Origin of the sequence: Mesorhizobium sp. WSM4983, assembly GCF_029625765.1 — a bacterium.
Lineage (GTDB): Bacteria > Pseudomonadota > Alphaproteobacteria > Rhizobiales > Rhizobiaceae > Mesorhizobium.
On sequence record NZ_JARTVM010000010.1, the window covers coordinates 154,961 to 171,193 of the forward strand.

General features: G+C 64.6%; 11 protein-coding genes. 4 read left to right on the forward strand and 7 right to left on the reverse strand.

Features of this window, described 5'->3' with window-relative positions; translation table 11 throughout:
• Positions 1-2: 2 nt before the first annotated feature.
• The 4 genes from P9254_RS23485 to P9254_RS23500 form a co-directional block, all read right to left on the reverse strand.
• Complete coding sequence (locus P9254_RS23485) at positions 3-3,152, reverse strand: efflux RND transporter permease subunit (RefSeq protein ID WP_127246478.1); 3,150 nt, start codon at positions 3,150-3,152, stop codon at positions 3-5.
• Between the two features lie 242 nt (positions 3,153-3,394).
• On the reverse strand, positions 3,395-4,561 hold the full coding sequence (locus P9254_RS23490) for an efflux RND transporter periplasmic adaptor subunit (protein WP_095800958.1): 1,167 nt from the start codon (positions 4,559-4,561) through the stop codon (positions 3,395-3,397).
• 54 nt (positions 4,562-4,615) lie between these two features.
• On the reverse strand, positions 4,616-5,221 hold the full coding sequence (locus tag P9254_RS23495; protein WP_278057186.1) for a TetR family transcriptional regulator: 606 nt from the start codon (positions 5,219-5,221) through the stop codon (positions 4,616-4,618).
• Between the two features lie 266 nt (positions 5,222-5,487).
• Positions 5,488-7,128, reverse strand: coding sequence for an acyl-CoA synthetase (locus tag P9254_RS23500; protein ID WP_278057187.1), 1,641 nt, complete (start codon positions 7,126-7,128; stop codon positions 5,488-5,490).
• Positions 7,129-7,330: 202 nt separating this feature from the next.
• Here P9254_RS23500 and P9254_RS23505 point away from each other — a divergent pair, with 202 nt between their 5' ends.
• The 4 genes from P9254_RS23505 to P9254_RS23520 all read left to right on the forward strand — a co-directional run bounded on the left by P9254_RS23505 (position 7,331) and on the right by P9254_RS23520 (position 12,361).
• Positions 7,331-8,296 (forward strand): sugar-binding transcriptional regulator, encoded by a 966-nt coding sequence (locus P9254_RS23505; RefSeq protein ID WP_278057188.1) that lies wholly within the window; start codon positions 7,331-7,333, stop codon positions 8,294-8,296.
• An 84-nt stretch (positions 8,297-8,380) separates the two neighbouring features.
• The gene (locus P9254_RS23510; RefSeq protein ID WP_127216824.1) at positions 8,381-10,435 is read left to right on the forward strand and encodes a bifunctional aldolase/short-chain dehydrogenase; all 2,055 of its coding nucleotides are present in this window, start codon (positions 8,381-8,383) and stop codon (positions 10,433-10,435) included.
• A gap of 216 nt (positions 10,436-10,651) precedes the next feature.
• Positions 10,652-11,266: a hypothetical protein gene (locus P9254_RS23515; protein WP_278057189.1), complete on the forward strand. Its 615-nt coding sequence runs from the start codon at positions 10,652-10,654 to the stop codon at positions 11,264-11,266.
• 24 nt (positions 11,267-11,290) lie between these two features.
• Positions 11,291-12,361, forward strand: coding sequence for a D-alanine--D-alanine ligase family protein (locus P9254_RS23520; protein ID WP_442920341.1), 1,071 nt, complete (start codon positions 11,291-11,293; stop codon positions 12,359-12,361).
• Positions 12,362-12,421: 60 nt separating this feature from the next.
• Here P9254_RS23520 and P9254_RS23525 read toward each other — a convergent pair whose 3' ends face one another.
• The 3 genes from P9254_RS23525 to P9254_RS23535 form a co-directional block, all read right to left on the reverse strand.
• Positions 12,422-13,474 (reverse strand): substrate-binding domain-containing protein, encoded by a 1,053-nt coding sequence (locus tag P9254_RS23525; protein ID WP_066988974.1) that lies wholly within the window; start codon positions 13,472-13,474, stop codon positions 12,422-12,424.
• Between the two features lie 37 nt (positions 13,475-13,511).
• Positions 13,512-14,507, reverse strand: a complete 996-nt coding sequence (locus P9254_RS23530; RefSeq protein ID WP_067327737.1) for an ABC transporter permease — start codon at positions 14,505-14,507, stop codon at positions 13,512-13,514.
• Between the two features lie 78 nt (positions 14,508-14,585).
• Positions 14,586-16,097, reverse strand: a complete 1,512-nt coding sequence (locus P9254_RS23535; protein ID WP_278057191.1) for a sugar ABC transporter ATP-binding protein — start codon at positions 16,095-16,097, stop codon at positions 14,586-14,588.
• Between the last annotated feature and the right edge of the window lie 136 nt (positions 16,098-16,233).

Consider the following 16,233-nt stretch of genomic DNA (forward strand, 5'->3'; position numbering starts at 1 on the left):
TCTTATTCCGCAGCCAGCGCCAGCTGCGGTCTTTCGATGCCTTCGACCTGTTCCGGCTCCTGCGCCTGCTCGCCTGTCTTGGCCGTCTTGGGCTCGCGGCCGAAGAACAGGGCATAGCCCGCCGGCAGCACCAGGATGGTGAGCACGGTGGCGACGAGAATGCCGCCCATCATGGCGTAGGCCAGAGGCCCCCAGAAGACGGCGCGCGAGATCGGGATCAGCGCAAGCACCGCGGTCAGCGCCGTCAGCATGATCGGGCGGAAGCGGCGCACCGCAGCGCCAACGATCGCTTCCGATCGATCCATGCCGGCGGCGATGTCCTGGTCGATCTGGTCGACCAGGATGATCGAGTTTCGCATGATGATGCCGAGCAGCGCTATGACGCCGAGGATGGCGACAAAGCCGAACGGCGCCCCGCTGATCAGAAGGGCTGCCGCGGCGCCGATGATGCCCAGCGGGCCGGTGGCCAGCACCAGCATCGACTTGCCGAAATGCTGCAGTTGGACCATCAGCAAGATGACGATGACGGCCAGCATGATCGGTGCCTTGGCGGCGATCGAGGCCTGGCTTTCGGCCGAGTCCTCCGCGCCGCCCTGGATCTGGATCTTGTAGCCGGGGGCAAGGCCGGCGCGCAGGTCCTTCATGTCGTTGTACATCTTGGTGACGACGTCGTTCGACTGCACGCCATCCGGCAACGTGGCGCGCACGCTGATGGTCGGCAGACGGTCGCGCCGCCACTCGATGCCCTGCTCCATCACGGGCACCACTTTCGCCACCTGGGACAGGGGCACGGAACCGCCGAAGTCGGTCGGGATGTAGACGGAGTCGACCGAGGACAGCAGATGACGGGTCGCCTCCGGCTCGCGGGCGACGATCGAGACCGTCTCTTCGCCGTCGCGGAAATCGTCGAGCGGCGCACCGGACATGGTTGCCTGCAGCATCTGGCGAATGCGCTGCGATGTGACGCCTAGTGCCCGGGCTCGGTCCTGGTCGACCACCAGCTTCATCGCCGGCACCGGCTCCAGCCAGTCGTCATGGACGGCGCCGAGCAGCGGGTTTGCTTCGAACCTTGCCTTCACCTCGTCGGCGATGCGGCGCACCTCCTGGCGATCCGGACCCATGATGCGCATTTGCACCGGCCAGCCGGTCGGCGGCCCGAGGAACAAACGATCGACCTTGGCGCGGATCGACGGGAAGTCCTTGGCGAGGATGCCTCGCATCTTGACGATCAGCCGCTCGCGCGCCGGCTCGTCCTTGGCCATCACCAGAAGCTGGGCAAAGTTCGGATTGCGAAGCTGCTGGTCGAGCGGCAGGAAGAAGCGCGGAGCGCCCTCGCCGATATAGGTAGCGATGAAGCGCTTGTCCTGGTCGTCCATCATCTTCGCTTCGAGCGCCTTGGCTTGGTTCTCGACTTCCTTGATCGAGGTACCTTCCGGCAGCCAGAGATCGACCAGAATTTCCGGACGTGACGACTGCGGGAAGAAGTTCTGCGGGATGAACTGGAAGGCCCAGAGGCTGGTGCCGAAAGTGACCAGCGTCATCGCCAGCACGATGATGCGGTGGCGCACGGCCCAGGTGACCGTCGCGCGCAGCCGCCGGTAGAAGCCGGTGTCGAAGACGTCGTGGTGGGTGCCGGCGTGCTTGCGCTGCTTCAGGATCATGTAGCCCAGCCAGGGCGTGAAATAGACCGCGACGAACCACGACACGACCAGTGCGATGCCGACGACATAGAACAGCGTGCGCACATATTCGCCCGCGGTGGAGGCCGCGAAGCCGACCGGGATGAAGCCCGCGGTGGTGATCAGCGTGCCGGTCAGCATCGGGAAGGCGGTCGAGGAATAGGCGAAGCTCGCCGCCTCGATCTTGACCAGCCCCTCCTCCAGCTTGCGCTCCATCATCTCGACGACGATCATGGCGTCGTCGACCAGCAGACCGAGCGCGATGATCAGCGCGCCGAGCGAGATGCGCTGCAGGTCGATGCCGATCTCGTACATGATGGCGAAGGTGGCGGCTAAAACCAGCGGGATGGCGATCGCGATCACCAGGCCGGAGCGCCAGCCGATCGACAGGAACGAGACGACGAGAACGATCAGCAACGCTTCGCCGAGCGCCTCCATGAATTCGTTGACGGCATCCTTGACCACCTCCGGCTGGTCGGAGATCTGGTCGACCGCAACGCCGTAGGGCAGACCTTCCTCGAAGCGCTTGTAGGTCGCCTCGACATCCTTACCGACGTCCCTGACATTGAAGCCCTTGGCCATGACGACGCCGACCTGGACGCTTTCGTGGCCGTTGAAGCGGTACTTGCGCTCATAAGGGTCCTCGAGGCCGGAAGAGACCGTGGCGATGTCGCCAAGACGCGTCACCTGATTGCCGGCGCGCAGCCTCAGCTCGCGGATATCGGCGGCCTTGGTGACGTCGCCCTCGACCGAGATGCGAACCGAGCGCAAGCCGGTATCGACCGAGCCCGCCGGATCGACGGCGTTCTGCCCTTTCACGGCATTCTGCAGGTCAAGCACCGTCAGGCCGCGCTCGGCGAGCGCCTTGGAGGACACATCGATATAGATCTTCTCGGGCTGGTCGCCGATGATGACGGCCTTTTCGACTCCCGGCGTCGCCAGCAGCATGTCGCGCGCCTGAACGGCGAATTTCTTCAGCTCGGGATAGGTGAAGCCGTCGCCGCTGATCGAATGCAGCGTGATGAAGGTGTCGCCGAACTCGTCGTTGAAATAGGGGCCGAGCAGGCCCTGCGGCAGTTCGTTGGCGATATCGCCGACCTTCTTGCGCACCTGGTAGAAGGCATCCTTCACCTCCTCGGCGTTGGTGTCGCCCTTTACCTGGAGCGTGATGATGGCGCTGCCGGCGCGGGTGTAGGAGCGGACAAAGTCGAGATGCGGCGTCTCCTGCAGCTTGCGCTCGATCTTGTTGACGACCTGGTCTTCCATGTCCTGGATCGAGGCGCCCGGCCAGACTGCCTGCACGACCATGACGCGGAAGGTGAAGTCCGGGTCTTCCTTCTGGCCCATGCGCATCAGGCCGAGCGCGCCGGCCAGGATAATGAGGCCAAACAGGAAGCGCGCGATGCTCGGATGCCCGATCGCCCAGCGCGAGAGGTTGAAGGGACGCTTTTCAGTGCTGCTGTCCGTGGTCATGGCGCAGGTCCAGTCCAATTGGCGGCAAGGCAGCATGCCTTGCGGCTCATGAGTTCTCGGTGGGCTTCCGGGCGGCGAGCACCTCAAGCGGAGAGAGACTCGCAATCGCGCTCGACGTGGCCGTGGTGCGGGGGATACCAATGCCGCGTCTCGTCGATCGGGCGATTTCGCCGCCCGGAACCCATGCCCTGCCCGGCTCGCGGCTCACGCAGCGAGGTCGGGAAAGGCGTTCTTTCGCCTGGTTAGCGCAGGCTGCTGGTGGCGGCGACGTCATCCTCCGCCGAGGCGGACTGCTGGGCGGCATCGCCGGAAGGCTTCACTTTCAGATTGTCGGTCATGAACTGTGTGCCGGCGGCCACCACCACGTCGCCCTGCTTCAAACCTTCGGCAACGGCAACGCCGTCGGCGGTGAAGTTCGCCACCTTGATCGGGCGCGGATGCACCGTGTCGGACGCGCGGTCGACCGTCCAGACGATGTGCTTGCCGTCCTTCTCAGCCATGGCGGTCAGCGGGATAGACACCAGCTGCGCCTTGCTGCCGACGGTCGCCGCGACATTGGCGGTCATGCCGAGCAGCACCCGCGGATCGTTGGGCAGCGACACCCGGACCGCAAAGGTGCGCGACTGCGGGTCGGCGCTGCCGGCCACCTCGCGGACCTTGCCGTCAAGGGTCAGCGCCTCGTCCGACCAGAAGCTCGCCTTGACCTCCTTGCCCGGCCGGAAGCCGGCGATGTCCATTTCCGGCACCGCGATCAGCACTTCCTTCTCGCCGTCGACGGCAACCGTCATGACCGGCGTGCCGGCGCCGACCACCTGACCGATATCGGCCGAGATGGCGGTGACGATGCCGGCCTTGCCGGCTTTGAGATCGGTGTAATGGACCTGGTTCTGCGCCTGGGCCAGGGTCGAACGGGCGGCATCGCGCGTCGCCACGGCCTGATCATAGCTCAGAACGGCCTGATCGAGCTGCGACTTAGGCGCGAAGTTCTTGGCATAGAGCTGCTCGGCGCGCTTCCTGGCGAGATCGACGGTCTCGACCTGCCGCTCGGCGGCGTCGAGGCTCGCCTCGGCGCTCTTCACCGACAGCTCGTAGTCGGAGGGGTCGACGCGGGCAAGCACGTCGCCCTCGTTCACATGCTGGCCGATGTCGACGAGACGCTCGGTGACCTTGCCGGCGATGCGGAAGCCGAGATTCATCTCGGTGCGGGCGCGCACTGAACCGGAGTAGTCGAGCTGGCGCGTGGTCTCGGCCTCGCCGATCTCGACGACCTTCACCGGCCGGATGACTTCCTGGGCTTCCGCTTTCTTCTCTTGGCTGCAGCCGGCAAGCCCGAGCGCCGCGACAACGACGCCGACGACTGGGAGGCCCGCGGCCGGCAGCCTGCGGAGGATGGAACTGGACAAAGACACCTTAGCACTCCCGAACTGGAGATAAACGTCGACCGGCACCCGGCGGGGCAGCGGCTATTTCAAGGCTCTGATTGCGTAGTCGATGAGGTCGTCCGGCATTGCCCGGTTGGTCTTGGCAAGGCACTGAGCGACCATCTGCGGATGGCACAGGATGACGGTGGAGGCGCCGAAACAGCGCGAGGCGATCACCGGGTCCTGCTTCCTGAACTCGCCGGCCTCTATGCCGTCGCGGATGACGTCGGCGAGCAGGTCGTGGATGCGGTCGACATGCTTGTCGATGACGCCCCAGTCGCGCTCGAGCGCGACGATCACCATCTCATGCACCTTCTGGTCGTCGAGCATGACTTCCAGCGTCATCTTGTACTGGGCGTGAACGTAACGGCGCAGCCGCTCCTCCGCGCTGATCGGCAGGCGCGAAATCTCGTAGGCCATCGCGTAGCTGGCGCCGAGCATGCGGCCGCAGACGGCCTGGTGGATTTCGACCTTGGAGGCGAAGAAGCGGTAGATGTTGGCCGGCGACATGCCGAGCTCGCGGGCAATGTCGGCAACGTTGGTCTTGCCGTAGCCGTAATGCCGGAACAGGCGCTCGGCACAGTCGAGAATGCGCGTCACATTCTCCTGTCTGGCGGGGTCGGCCACGATGTGGGCGGCTTCTGACATGGTGCTTTCGATTTACGAGTGACGAATTTCAATTTTCGTCACTCGTAATTCGAAAGCAGCGAAGAGTCAACGCGGAATCGATATACGCGTACAAAATGGTGACAGATGGTGACAGTTGCGAGGGGCCAATGAGCGACGTTGGCGGTTGGCCAATGACACCTATGCCGCCTTCATCCTAGGGCGAAGCAAGGAGCGAAGCGACGCGCACAGACGTCGCGGCTGCTGGCGCAAACTGTCGACATCAAGGCCATGTTGGAGGGAGCGAACTACGCCCCGTTCGCCATTTCCCTCAACCTGAACTTCTGGATCTTCCCCGTAGACGTCTTCGGAATCTCGGCGAACACCACCGCCTTCGGCACTTTGAAGCGGGCGAGCAACACACGGCAATGCTCGATGATCTCGGCCTCGCTCGCAACCTTGCCGGGCTTCAGCTCGACATAGGCGACAGGCACCTCGCCCCATTTCTCGTCTGCGCGGGCAACCACTCCGCAAGAGGCGACGGACGGATGCTTGTAGAGCGCGTCCTCGACCTCGATGGACGAGATGTTCTCGCCGCCCGAGATGATGATGTCCTTGGAGCGGTCCTTGAGCTGGATGTAGCCGTCCGGGTGCATGACACCGAGATCGCCGGAGTGGAACCAGCCGCCGGCAAAGGCCTCGTCGGTGGCCTTGCGGTTCTTCAGGTAGCCCTTCATGACGATGTTGCCGCGGAACATGACCTCGCCGATGGTCTGGCCGTCGGCCGGCGTCTCGACCATCGTCTCGGGGTTCATCACGATCAACCCTTCCAGCGCAGCGTAGCGCACGCCCTGGCGCGCCTTCTTCGCCGTCCTCGGGCCCTTCTCCAGCTCGTCCCACTCATTGTGCCATTCGTTGACGACGGCCGGCCCATAGGTCTCGGTCAGGCCGTAGAGATGGGTGACGGCGAAGCCGGCATCGGCCATGCCGGAAAGCACCGCCTCGGGCGGCGGCGCGGCGGCCGTGTTGAAGGTGACGGCCTGGGCGAACTGGCGCTTATCCTCGTCTTTCGCGTTGATCAGCACCGACATGACGATCGGCGCGCCGCAAAGATGGGTAACGCGGTGGTCGGCGATGGCGTCATAGATCGGCTTTGCCCGTACCCAGCGCAGGCAGACATGGGTGCCGGCTTGCACGGCGAGCGTCCAGGGAAAGCACCAGCCGTTGCAGTGGAACATCGGCAGCGTCCAAAGATAAACGGCGTGCTTGGCCATGCCCGCATGGATGGTGTTGGTGTAGGCCATCAGGGCGGCGCCGCGATGGTGGTAGACGACGCCCTTTGGATTGCCGGTCGTGCCGGAAGTATAGTTGAGCGAGATGGCGTCCCATTCGTCGTCGGGCATCGACCATGCAAAAGCCTCGTCGCCGCCGGCGACGAAGTCCTCATAGTCGAGCGAGCCGATCCGCTCGCCCTTCGGATAGGGCGCATCGGCGGCGTAGTCGGGGTCGTCATAGTCGATGACCAATGGCTTGGCCTTGGCCGATGCCAGCGCCGCCCTGACCACGCCCGAGAACTCGCGGTCGACGATCAGCACCTTGGTGTCGGCATGGTCGAGCTGAAAGGCGATGACGGCGGCATCGAGGCGGGTGTTCAGCGAATGCAGCACCGCCTTCACCATCGGCACGCCGAAATGCGCCTCCAGCATCGGCGGCGTGTTCGACAGCATCACCGTTACCGTATCCCCCTTGCCGATGCCATGCCTCGACAGCGCCGAGGCGAGCTTCAGCGACCGCCGCCAGAAATCGCGATAAGAGATGCGCTGGCTACCGTGGATGATGGCGACATGGTCGGGATAGGTCTTGGCCGCCCGCTCAAGGTAGGTGAGCGGCGTCAGCGGCTGATGGTTGGCGGCGTTCCGGTCGAGATCCTGTTCGTAGGGATTGGCCATCCCATCCTCCCCAAAAGTCTTTTCGAGCTTTCTATCCGCAGGCCCGCGATCATGCCATCCCCCTGATCGACCGGGAAATGCTATGACATGAGCGCTCGGTAGAATGGCTGCCCCGATCATGCCGCGCCGGAAGACGAATAACCCAGCCAGCTGGATTTGACTTTTGTCGAGAGCCGTGACTAATGTCAGCCGAGGAGGCGGCATGGCGATCCGACCGGCAGAACAGCTCATCCACAAGGCCGCCTGGCTTTACTATGCGCATGGTCTTCGCCAGGACGAAGTGGCGAACCAGCTCAAGATTTCGCGGGCATCGGTCGCCATGTATCTTCGCAAGGCGCGCGAGACCGGCATCGTCAACATCTCGACCTCGACGCAGCTTTTCACCGACGATGTCATTGCGCGCAGGCTGGAGGACGCCTTCAAGCTCGATGCCGTCTGGATCGCGCCGGAAAACGCCTATGTCGCCGACCCGTCGACCGACATCGCCGTCCTGGCGGCGAGCGTCTTCCTGGAACTGGTGAGTAAGGGCGACCGCATCGGCGTCGCTTGGGGCCGCACGGTCTACACCATCGCCGACATCATGTCCTATGCCGATCTACAGGACGTCACCGTGGTGCAGCTCTGCGGCAATCTCGGCGCGCCCTATTCCTACCGACCCGATCAGTGCACGATGGAGATCGCGCGGCGGCTGAACGCCAAGGGTCTGAACTTTTACGCGCCGCTGGTGCTGTCCACGGAAGAATTGGCACAGGGCCTGCGCGCCGAGCCGGTGATCCGCGACCAGCTTGCCGGCATCAGCGACTGCGATCTCGCGCTCTATTCCGTCGGCGCCGTGGACGCCGACAGCCATCTGGTCAAATGCGGCGCGCTGACGCCGGCCGAAATGGCCGCGCTCCGCAAGGAAGGCGCGGCCGGCGTCATCGCCGGACAGATCATCGATGCAAGCGGCGAGGCGCTCGACTGTAGCTACAACCGGCGGGTCATTTCCGCCGAGCTCGCCTCGCTGCGCGCCATCGGGAAGCGGCTGATGGTGGTGCAGGAGGACAGCAAGTTCGAGCCGCTGCTGGCCGCAATCGCCGGCGGCCTCTGCACGCATCTGGTGGTCGGCGCACATATGGCGGGGCGCCTCCTCGATCACGCCGGCGCGGTCAGCAAAAAGGCCTCGTAGGAAACCACCCTCGCCGCGTCTGTCATCAAGACGTCGCGGCTTCCTGTTCATGAGCAGACAAAATACGGAATCGGACGGAACGACATGAAGAACCTTTGGAACGACGCTGACGCGGAAAAGATGGTTGCCGACTACGCCAAGCAGGGCGTCCGCCGCGACCTTGCGCTGCGCGTCTACACGACCCGCCTGCTCGGCGGAGAGCCGCGGCTGGTGCTGCATGGCGGCGGCAATACCTCCTGCAAGACCAAGGCCACCGATCTGGTCGGTGACGAATGGGACGTGCTTTGCGTCAAGGGCAGCGGCTGGGACATGGCCGTCATCGAGCCGCAAGGCTTGCCGGCGGTGAAGATGGGCGCGCTGCTCAAGGCGCGCGCGCTGGACACGCTCTCCGACGAGGACATGGTGGCGCTGCAGCGTTCCAATCTCATCGACCCCGCCTCGCCGAATCCATCGGTCGAGACACTCCTGCACGCCTTTCTGCCGCTTAAATTCGTCGACCATACGCATTCAACCGCGATCCTTGCCATCGTCGACCAGGAGAACAGCAAGGCGCTGGTGAAGACGGTGTTCGGCGACAAAATGGGCTACGTGCCCTACATCAAACCGGGCTTCGAGCTCGCCAAGGTCGCGGCGGACGTTTTTGACGCCGACCCCAGCGTCGAAGGCCTGATCCTCGACAAGCACGGCATCTTCACCTTCGGCGACGATGCCAAGCAGGCCTATGACCGCATGATCCACTATGTGACCATCGCCGAGGACTATATCGCCAAGAACGGCAAGCCGCAGGCGACCAAGGCGGCGCTGCCGGTAAAGCTCGCCAAGGCGAGCGACATCGCGCCGACTCTGCGCGGCGCTGTCGCAGTGGCGCGCGGCGAAGGCCGCTTCGACCGAATGATCAGCGATTTCCGCACCTCGGATGCGATCGTCGATTTCATCAATTCGGCCAGGATCGCCGAGCTGGCCGGACGCGGCGTGTCGACGCCCGATCTTTCGATCCGCATCAAGACCGGACCGATGGCGGTCCCGGCTCCCGACGCCGACAAGCTCGGCGACTACAAGGCCGCCGTCCGCAGCCATGTCGAGGCTTTCGCCAAGGACTACCGCGCCTATTTCGAGACCAACGACGCGCTGGATGACGTCAAGCGCACCATGCTCGACCCGATGCCGCGGCTGACATTGGTGCCGGGCCTCGGCATGTTCGGCCACGGCCGCACGCTGAAGGACGCGAAAATCGCCTCCGATGTCGGCGAGATGTGGATCGAGGCGGTGCGCGGCGCGGAAGCCATCGGCAATTTCCAGCCGCTCTCCAAGGCCGACCTCTTCCCGCTCGAATACTGGTCATTGGAGCAGGCCAAGCTCGCCTCGAACAAGCCGAAGCCGCTGACCGGCCAGGTGGCGTTGATCACCGGCGGCGCCGGGGCGATCGGCGCCGCGACGGCGAAGCTGTTCGCCGCAAACGGTGCGCATGCGGTCATCGTCGATCTCGATCCGGCCAAGGCCGCGGAAGCGGCAAAGGCGGCGGGTAACAATTCGATCGGGGTCGGCGCCGACATCACCAGCCCGGCCGAGGTGCGCGCCGCCTTCGACAAGGCGGTCGCGGTCTATGGCGGCGTCGACATCCTGGTCTCGAATGCAGGCGCGGCCTGGGAAGGCCGGATCGGCGAAATCGATGACGCGCTGCTGCGCAAGAGCTTCGAGCTCAACTTCTTCGCCCACCAGTCGGCGGCGCAGAACGCGGTGCGCATCATGCTCGAACAGGGCACGGGCGGCGTGCTGCTGTTCAACACCTCCAAGCAGGCGGTCAATCCCGGGCCGAAATTCGGCGCCTACGGCCTTCCCAAGGCGGCGACGCTGTTTTTGTCGCGCCAGTATGCCCTGGACTACGGCGCCTACGGCATCCGCTCGAACGCGGTCAACGCCGACCGCATCCGGTCCGGGCTTTTGACCGACGCCATGATTGCCAGCCGCTCGGGCGCGCGCGGTGTCTCGGAAAAGGAATACATGTCCGGCAATCTGCTCGGCCAGGAAGTGACGGCCGACGACGTGGCGCAAGCCTTCCTGCATCAGGCACTGGCCGAACGCACCACGGCCGACGTGACGACGGTGGACGGCGGCAATATTGCCGCGGCGCTGCGCTGAAGAAACAAGGAGATCTCCCTGAGCGGCCCGTCGCTTTCCCAGAACGACGGACCACTCTCTCCGTGTCGCGACCCAGGTCAGGACTGAAGCCCATTTCACGTCTGCTGGAAAACTGCTCCAACCGGTCAAAATCCGCGCAAATCTTTTGCTTATTGCTCGAACAGCTTAAAGGGGGTGCCTTGCCCCTCGCTTGCGGGACACAAAGCTGGAGCCGCTATGCAAACCAGGGAAGTGCCTTATTTCAGCCAGTGGGAATTGCCCGGCATGACTCTGCCGCTGTTGGCGGAGGGACCATCGGCTCTGCACCGCGACCCGCTGTGGCGCAATTCCGGCGCCGAAACGATTGAGGATTATGCACGCTGGGCCGTGAATGTCTGCGGCATGGCCTGCCTGAAGATGATCCTTGCCGCGCGCGGCGAAATTCATCCGACGCCTGAGCTCGCCCGCGCCTGCACGGCCTATGGCGGCTATGTCGTCAATGAAGGCGACGGTACGATCAAGGGGCTGATCTACGAGCCCTTCGTCCGGTTCGTGCGCGAACGTTTCGGCCTGTTCGCCGAGACGATGACGAATGTCGATGCGGCCACGGTGCCCGGTCTGCTTTGCAAGTGGCGCTACTTCATCGCCTCGGTTCATCCAGGCATCCGCTGGCCCGAGCGCGAGCCGCCGTCGAAAGGCGGGCATCTGGTACTGGTGACGGCCGCCTCGCCAGGCGAAATCCGTTTCCACAACCCTTCGGGACACGTCAGGCAGAGCCAGGCGGACGTCACGCTACCGCTCGCCAGTTTCGACCGCTTTTTCGCCCGGCGCGGCATCGCCGTCGGTTTCTGATCCTTGAGCATTGTGGAGATGTCGATGGCCGAAAAAAGACTGCGTATTGGTGTGCTCTTTGGCGGGCGGTCCGCCGAGCACGACGTGTCGGTGCTTTCGGCGAACAATGTCATGGGCGCGCTGGAGCCGGGGAAGTACGATGCCGTTCCGATCTTCGTCACCCGCGAAGGGCAATGGCTGCTCAGCCGCTTCGAGGACGGCGCGCTGGCGACACCGTCGAACGGAGCGGAGGTCTGTCTGGTGCCCGGCGGGCATGGCCGAATGCTGGCCGTTCCGGCCGAAGGGCCGCCTTACGAGTTGTCCGCGATCGACATTCTGTTTCCCGTCCTGCACGGTCTCCATGGCGAGGACGGCGCCGCGCAAGGACTGGCGGAGGTGGCGCGCGTGCCGCTTGCCGGCTGCGGCATTCTCGGTTCGGCCACGGCGCTCGACAAGGATATCGCCAAGCGGTTACTGAAGGCGGCCGGCCTGCCCACGGCACGGTCCAGCACCATCCTGCCCGAGGCCGCGCCTGGCTTCGCGGAGATCGAGCAGGCGCTCGGACTCCCGGTCTTCATCAAGCCGGCCCGCCAGGGCTCTTCCGTCGGCGTCAGCAAGGTCTCCGACGAAACGGGCTATCAGGCAGCGCTCGCCGAAGGCTTCAGGCACGACGGCAAGCTGCTGGCGGAGGAATTCATCCGCGGCCGCGAGATCGAATGCAGCGTGCTTGAGGACACGGAAGGTGGCCTCTTCGTCTCCCGTCCCGGCGAGATCGTGCCGTCCGAAAGCCACGGCTTCTACAGCTATGACGCCAAATATATCGATAAGGATGGAGCAGCACTTAAGGTGCCCGCCGAACTGCCCGAGACGATCGAAGGCGAGATCCGCGAGACGGCGGCGAAGGCGTTTCGCGCGCTGGGTTGCGACGCGATGGCGCGCGTCGACTTCTTCGTGAGACCGGACATGACGTTCCTGATCAACGAGCTCAACACCATTCCGGGCTTCACCGACATCAGCATGTACGCCAAGGCAATGGCGGCGAGCGACATCAGCTACCCGGAAGTCATCGACCGGCTGGTGGCGCATGGGCTGGCGCGTGCCGCCCGATCTACCTGAGCGAGTCCGGGAATAAAAAGAGCGGCCCGAGAGCCGCTCTTTTGCCTTCAGGCGCGTGGCCTACTTGGCGTTGGGGTTCGGCATCCAGGCCGGCATGGCGACATCGGCATGGGCGAACTGCGGCAGCTTGGCCGACAGGTCTTCCATGTTCTTGATGTCCTTGTCGATAAGTTCCTTCTGGGTGATCAGCGTCGGCGGCACGATGACGTTGTGGCCGGGATCCTCGCCGGCAAGCAGTTGCGCCAGCGCGCGCACCGAGACCTGGCCGACGACTGCCGGGTTGGTGGCGGCGGTGGCGGCCCAGGCGCTGTCCGGCTCGCGCATCGCGGCGATGTCGGACGTCGATATGTCGGCCGAGTAGATCTTGATGCCCTTGTTGAGGCCGGCTTCGTCGACGGCGATCTTCACCCCCTTGGCGAACTCGTCGTAAGGCGCGAACATCACCTTGATATCGGGATGCGCCTGCAGCACCGAGCGCGCCTGGTTGGCGACGGAATTGGCGATCGGATTGTCGAGCGTGCCGAACATGGCGACCTCGCTGATGCCGGAATGTTTCTTCTTCACGTCGACCCAGGTTTCGTTGCGGCGGTCGAGCGGGGCGATGCCGGCGACATAGACATAGCCGGCTTTCCAGGCGTCGCCATTGTCCTTGACCGCCTGTTCGAGCGCGAGGCGCGCGAGATCGCGGTCGGACTGCTCGATCTGCGGGATCTTCGGGTTCTCGACATTGACGTCGAAGGCGACGACCTTGATGCCCGCGTCGACGGCGCGCTGGGCGGCGTCCTTCATCGATTCCGTCAGGCCGTGCTGGATGATGATGCCCTGCACGCCGAGCGCGATCGCCTGGTCGACCATGTCGGCCTGGAGCGCTGCGTCCTGGCGGCTGTCCAGCACGCGCAGATCGACGCCGAGCGCCTTGGCCTGCGCCTCGACGCCGGAGAGATAGGCCTGGAAGAAGTCACCGGTGGAGAGATAGCGCACCAGCGCGATCTTGACGCCCGGCTTGTCGAATGGCGCCGGACGGTCCGCCGCCAATGCTGTGCCCTGCATGAGCAGCGCCGCGCCCGCGAGGCCGAGTGCGGCCTTCCCTAAAAGTCTCCTTGTGATGCTCACTTCTTCCTCCGTTTTGTTCTCAATGCCCCGGTCGAAACTATCTCTTGCCCCTGCCGGAAAGGGCGAAGGTGAAGACAAGGGCGACGACGAGAACCGCGCCCTTGACGAAATCCTGCGTGTAGTAAGGGGCGTTCATCATCGTCAGGCCCTGCAGCAGGACGCCGACGAACACCGCGCCGACGGCCGTGCCGAAAGCGTTCGGCTTGGCGGCGCCGAGCACCGCGTAGCCGATAAGCGCCGCCGCTACTGCGTCGAGCAGCAAATTATTACCCGAGGCGATATCGCCGCGTCCAAGCCGGGCAGCGAGCAAAATCCCGCCGATCGAGGCAAAAACTCCCGAAATGACATAGGCCCAGATCTTGTATGCCTTGACAGGCGCGCCGGCCAGTTCGGCGGCGCGTTCGTTGCTGCCGACGGCATACATCATGCGGCCGAAGCGGGTGTATTCGAGGAAGAACCAGATGAGCGCGGCGAGCACGATGAGCACCACCACCGAGACCGGGATCAGGTTCGGAATGAAGAAGTCGATGCGGTGGCGGCCGAGCGCCAGGAAGGCTTCCGAGAACTTGCCGTTGGCGACCGAGCCGTCGGGCATCGTCATGCCGGTGGCGATCGAGCGGCCTTCGGTTGGAATGCGTTGCAGGCCGAGCAGCAGGAACATCATGCCGAGCGTCGCGAGCAGATCCGGCACGCGCATGTAGACGATGAGCCAGCCATTGATGAGGCCGACGACCGCGCCGATCACGAGGCAGGCGATGACGGCGACGACGGCGTTCTGCTCCAGCACAACCATGGCATAGGAAGCCGCCATCATGGCGCTGGTGGCGACCGAGCCGATCGACAGATCGAAGCCGCCGACGACAAGTGTCGCGGTGACGCCGAGTGCCAGCACGCCGGTGATCGCGACCGACTGGAAGATGAAGACGGCGCTTTGCGGCGAGGCGAAGCCGTCGGCGGCGATCGCGAAATAGGCGATCAGCCCGACCAGCAAGATGATGAAACCATAGCGGATGGCATAGTCGCGCAATGTCATCGAACGCCCCCGCGCTGCTGCCCTCTCCGCCAAACTGGAACTCATGCCTGCACTCCAAGGCTCGTCATCCATGCGATCTCACGCCGCGCTGGTGAGCGGCCCGCCGGCCACCTCAGCCAGCAGCCGATCGAGATCGATGTCATCGTTCCTGTGCTCGCCGACGATCGCGTGCTCCGACATCACCAGGATGCGGTCGGCGGTCTCCAGGGCCTCGTCGATCTCTGTGACGAAGAGCAGTGTGGCGCGGCCGTCGGCGCTCGCCCTGAGCTTGGTTGCGATGTCGCGCCGAGCCGAAATATCGACGCCCTGGAACGGCTCGTCGAGGATGAACAGGCGCGAGGCCTGCGACATCCAGCGCGCCACCATCACCTTCTGCTGGTTGCCGCCCGAAAGCGCGGAAAGCTCGTCCTTCTCGGAGCGGCAGACGATGCCGAGCTCGCCGATCTGGCGGCGTGCGGCTGCCCGCTCTGCCCGCTTCTTCATGACGCCGAAGCCGGACATGCGCTTGAGAAACGGCAGGCTGATGTTGCGTTCGATGTTGAAGCCGCCGACGATGCCGCTCATCGCGCGGTCCTTGGCCACAAGGAAGACGCCGGCAGCGATCGCCTCGCGCGCGGATCCCGGTGCGTAGGGCTTGCCGTCCATATGCATGGTGCCGGCGAGCGGCCTGCGCACGCCGAACAAAGTTTCGGCGAGCGCCGTCTTGCCGACGCCGACCAGGCCGGTGATCGCCACCACCTCCCCGGCGCCGAGCGTCATCGAAATCGGTCTGGCGCCGGGCGCCAGCTGCAGGCCTTGGGCGGTGAAGACCGCGCGCGCCGAGCTTCTGGCAATGACCCGGTCGAGCAGGATCTTGCGGCCGAGCATGGCATTGACCGCGCCCTCATAGTCGAGCGGCTTCCGGTCGAACACGCCGGAGACGACGCCGTCACGGATCGAGACGATGCGGTCTGCCAAGCGCCTGATGTCGGACATGCGATGCGAGATATAGAGGATCGCGACACCCTGCCCGCGCAGCCTGTCGATCAGCGCAAACAGCCGGTCGGCCTCGGCGCTCGACAGCGAGGAGGTCGGCTCGTCGAGGATCAGCACTTTCGGCTGGTGCGCCATGGCGCGGGCAATTGCGACCATCTGACGATCGGCGAGCGAGAGGTCCGCGACTCGTGCCTTAAGATCGAGCGTAAGCCCCATGCGGTCGGCTACGGCCCTGGCTTCGACGCGGACATTGGCGGGCTTGAACAGCAGCGATGCACCCTTGCCGCTCAGCCGGTCGAGGGTCAGGTTGGTGGCGACGTCGAGATCGGCGACAACGCCGTCATTGATGTTCTGATGAACGGTGACGACGCCGGCGCGGATCGCTTCTGCCGGCGAGCCGGGATCGAAGGCCTGGCCGGCGAGCCGCATCGTGCCGCCGCCGCGCGCGCAGACGCCGCTAACGATCTTGACCAGGGTGGATTTGCCGGCGCCGTTGGCGCCCATCAGCACGGTGACCTCGCCCGCGTAGAGATCCAGCGCGATGCCGCCAAGCACCTCGTTCTGGCCGAAGGATTTCCTCAGGCCGTCCACACGGAACACGGCATCTGCGCCCATTCGTTCCTCCCTGATCCATGACGCTATGGGCTCACTCGGCAATTGTCAACACGATTGACAATTGCCAGAGCGCTCCCTAGCTTGGCCCGGCCGCCGTGGCTCCGTTATCGTGGGACACCACGCGCAGGAGGGAGAG

Coding starts and splice junctions, on each gene's coding strand:
- P9254_RS23485 (WP_127246478.1), bottom strand. CDS start 3,152: ATGACCACGGACAGCAGCACTGAAAAGCGTCCCTTCAACCTCTCGCGC.
- P9254_RS23495 (WP_278057186.1), bottom strand. CDS start 5,221: ATGTCAGAAGCCGCCCACATCGTGGCCGACCCCGCCAGACAGGAGAAT.
- P9254_RS23500 (WP_278057187.1), bottom strand. CDS start 7,128: ATGGCCAATCCCTACGAACAGGATCTCGACCGGAACGCCGCCAACCAT.
- P9254_RS23505 (WP_278057188.1), top strand. CDS start 7,331: ATGGCGATCCGACCGGCAGAACAGCTCATCCACAAGGCCGCCTGGCTT.
- P9254_RS23510 (WP_127216824.1), top strand. CDS start 8,381: ATGAAGAACCTTTGGAACGACGCTGACGCGGAAAAGATGGTTGCCGAC.
- P9254_RS23515 (WP_278057189.1), top strand. CDS start 10,652: ATGCAAACCAGGGAAGTGCCTTATTTCAGCCAGTGGGAATTGCCCGGC.
- P9254_RS23520 (WP_442920341.1), top strand. CDS start 11,291: ATGGCCGAAAAAAGACTGCGTATTGGTGTGCTCTTTGGCGGGCGGTCC.
- P9254_RS23530 (WP_067327737.1), bottom strand. CDS start 14,507: ATGACATTGCGCGACTATGCCATCCGCTATGGTTTCATCATCTTGCTG.
- P9254_RS23535 (WP_278057191.1), bottom strand. CDS start 16,097: ATGGGCGCAGATGCCGTGTTCCGTGTGGACGGCCTGAGGAAATCCTTC.